6 protein-coding genes are annotated in these 2,677 nt (G+C 60.8%); 3 read left to right on the top strand and 3 right to left on the bottom strand.

Annotated features, from left to right (window positions below; genetic code table 11):
• Window positions 1-237: hypothetical protein (locus ACFQDM_RS15360; protein ID WP_377380540.1), on the top strand; the 237-nt coding region annotated here is incomplete at its 5' end.
• 35 nt (window positions 238-272) lie between these two features.
• Here the strand turns inward: ACFQDM_RS15360 and ACFQDM_RS15355 are convergent.
• On the bottom strand, window positions 273-605 hold the full coding sequence (locus ACFQDM_RS15355) for an HU family DNA-binding protein (protein ID WP_377380538.1): 333 nt from the start codon (window positions 603-605) through the stop codon (window positions 273-275).
• A gap of 206 nt (window positions 606-811) precedes the next feature.
• Here ACFQDM_RS15355 and ACFQDM_RS15350 point away from each other — a divergent pair, with 206 nt between their 5' ends.
• Complete coding sequence (locus ACFQDM_RS15350; protein WP_377380536.1) at window positions 812-1,126, top strand: H-NS histone family protein; 315 nt, start codon at window positions 812-814, stop codon at window positions 1,124-1,126.
• Between the two features lie 344 nt (window positions 1,127-1,470).
• On the opposite strand, the gene ACFQDM_RS15345 is transcribed toward ACFQDM_RS15350, so the two are convergent.
• Together ACFQDM_RS15345 and ACFQDM_RS15340 are read right to left on the bottom strand one after the other, a co-directional pair.
• Window positions 1,471-2,016: a hypothetical protein gene (locus tag ACFQDM_RS15345; RefSeq protein WP_377380534.1), complete on the bottom strand. Its 546-nt coding sequence runs from the start codon at window positions 2,014-2,016 to the stop codon at window positions 1,471-1,473.
• Entirely contained in the window at window positions 2,013-2,264 is a 252-nt protein-coding gene (locus ACFQDM_RS15340) for a hypothetical protein (RefSeq protein WP_377380532.1), read from the bottom strand. Before ACFQDM_RS15340 ends, ACFQDM_RS15345 begins: the two co-directional genes overlap by 4 nt.
• Window positions 2,265-2,420: 156 nt before the next feature.
• Here ACFQDM_RS15340 and ACFQDM_RS15335 point away from each other — a divergent pair.
• Window positions 2,421-2,677, top strand: a 257-nt coding sequence (locus ACFQDM_RS15335) for a MobA/MobL family protein (RefSeq protein ID WP_377380530.1), incomplete at its 3' end; no start/stop codon positions are given.

Here is a 2,677-nt window from a genome sequence, read left to right as displayed (position 1 = left end):
GCTGGCGACCCCCCGCCGGATGGACGGATTGTGGAGTTTTTGTTTGCCGTCGTTTGCGAAGCCCCTTGTGGGCTGAGCGGACGACTCCGCGAGCGTATGCGCGCGCGGCGGGTGGGGGTCAGGGGGAAGGTCTGGATCTCGACTGCGGTGCTGGTGGCAACGGCGGGATTTGCTGGTGAGACGGCGCCTGTCGCGGGCGTGGCGCTTCAACCTCTGGCTGCATTCTTCCGGATATGAGGTGTTATGCGCCAGGCCGCGCAGGGGGGCGGGGATCAGCCAGGGGTTGTGGGGCGGTTGAGCCGCTCCAGGAGCTGCCTTGAGGCCCGAAAATGCATGTGCCGCTTGGGCGGCACGTCCACGGCCTCTCCGGTTCTCGGATTGCGACCCGTCCGGGCAACCCGGACCTTGCTGAAGAAACTCCCGAACCCGCGCAGCTCTACCCTGTGACCTTGGCTCAGGGTCTTGGCGATCTCGTCCAGGATCGTGTCCAAAGCTTTTTCCGCGGCAAGCGCGGTCAGACGAGGATTTTCCTGGCGAAGCTTTGCCAGCAGTTCTGAACGGATCACTTGGTCTATCCCTGTTTCGAAAAGAAACTGAACAGGCATTACGATCTCGTGGCCCGCCGGATGGAGAACTTTTGATTCTTACTTTTGGGTACAAGAGGTCTGATAGATTTTTGTTATGGTTTCAAAATGCAGGGTAATTGCACATTACGCATGACAAAATATTTTTCTCTCCTCGCTATATGCCCTCTTCTTTTTGGATTTGATGGCACATAACTCGGGCGCCGACTGAAAATGTAAGGGTAGCTATGTTTAATATCGATTTCGACACCATGAGCCTCGAGGACCTGAAGCGCCTCAAGAAGGATCTCGACAAGGCCATCGCCAATTATGACGACCGCCGCAAAGCTGAGGCCAGACGCGATCTTGAGGAAAAGGCCCGCGAATACGGGTTTTCCCTCTCCGAACTTGCGGAGGCCAAAACCGCGAAGCGTGGTGCGGTCGCCCCAAAGTATCGTAATCCGAGCAATCCGGATCAGGTCTGGTCAGGACGTGGTCGGCAGCCGGTTTGGTTTCGGGAGGCCATCGTGGCCGGGACAGAGCCAGACGATCTCACGATCTAAGATCGCATAGAGCCATGGATGGGCCGGTCATAAACCGGCCCGTTCTCTTTCGAGAAGAGAATCTGTAGAGCGATTGTTATGCATCAGACCGCGCAGGGGGGGTATTAGCCCGAAAGCTATGCTCGACAGGCAGAAAACTGCACGAAAAACAAGGCTCAGTGCAATTGCTTTGACTTGCTGCTACGTCGTGACCGCATAACGAGTCATAACCGTCAAAGACCTTGGGAGGCGTTCCAACACGCAGCGCGGATGCCGAAATGCAATTTCGGTAGACATTGCGCATATCCTGCAACTGCAACGACCCCTGCGAACCTTTGTCAGGGAGCCGGGACATAGGCCGATCATCAATCAAGCCAGAAGACGCAGTATCCCTCTCCGCTACTGGCAAGGGTTCCGCGCTCTCCACCCGCGGAGCCGCAGAAGAGCCCAGGGTTGCGACCAAAGGAATGAGCATCACCGCGCCCTTGGATCAGGAGCAGCGCCACGATGCCCAGAACGGCCCCCAGGGCGGCAATTCCTCCGAAGACGGCCAGACCCCCTCCAAAGCTGTAGAGGGCCTGCTGGCGGCCTTTGACGGCCTCCAGGCGCATGTGGTTGGCGGCGGCCCTGATCTGATCCTCCAGCCCCCTCACGGCCTGTCCTGCGGCCTCCTGGGCGGCGGTGAGGCTGTCGCGGTGCATGCGGCGGGACATCTCGGCCGCGGTGCTGGCGATCTGCCGGTTCTGCTCCAGGGCGTCGATGGTGATCTTCTGCACCGAGGCCCTGAGCCGTGCCGCCTCGGCCTTGGTGGTTGCGGTGGCGGTGAGGTTGCTTACGTCCTGGCGCAGGAGCCGCACCTGGTCGGTCAGGTCGGCAATCAGCTCGGCGGGGGATTTGGCAGCAGCGCTCATGCGGTGCCCGCCTTCGCGTCCAACTCGGCCAGCAGTCCCGCGATTTCCTTCTGATCGACCTCGCGGGTGGCGTTCTTGCGCAGGGTGGACGCCATCCATCTGGCGATCTTCGGGTCCTTCAAAGCCTCTGTCGTCACGATGGCGCCGACGATGATCTTGCGTCGGGTGTCGCTGGCCTTCTGTCGGGTCTTGAGGCGGTTCAGCTTGGCCTGTGCCTCGGCGATCTGCTGGTCAATGGTCCTGGGCATTTTGAAATCCTGTGGTCGCTCAATGGTTGCAAGTCTGGAGGCGCTGAGCGTAGGGTGCAAGACACGAAGTGCCCACTTATACAAACGCTGCACGTTTGTGTGGGCAAAGGGGCAACTGCATTCCCCTTTGAACCCCAGGCAAGAGCGCGCGCGCATATGGCGATCTATCATCTTCGAGCCACGATGATCTCCCGCTCTGCCGGGCGCAGCGCCACGGCGGCGGCCGCGTATCGCAGTGCCGAGCTGATCGTGGATCAGCGCACCGGCCTCGCCTTCGACTACCGCGCACGCGGCGGGGTCGATCACGTCGAGACCCTCGCGCCTGCGGATGCGCCGGATTGGGTGCAGGACCGGGCGGCGCTGTGGAACGCGGTGGAGCTGGCCGAGACGCGCAAGAACAGCCAGGTCGCCCG

Source organism: Ponticaulis profundi (assembly GCF_042659465.1).
GTDB lineage: Bacteria > Pseudomonadota > Alphaproteobacteria > Caulobacterales > Hyphomonadaceae > Ponticaulis > Ponticaulis profundi.
Note: the sequence above shows the minus strand (reverse complement) of the source record. Positions and strands in the feature narration are given on the sequence as shown.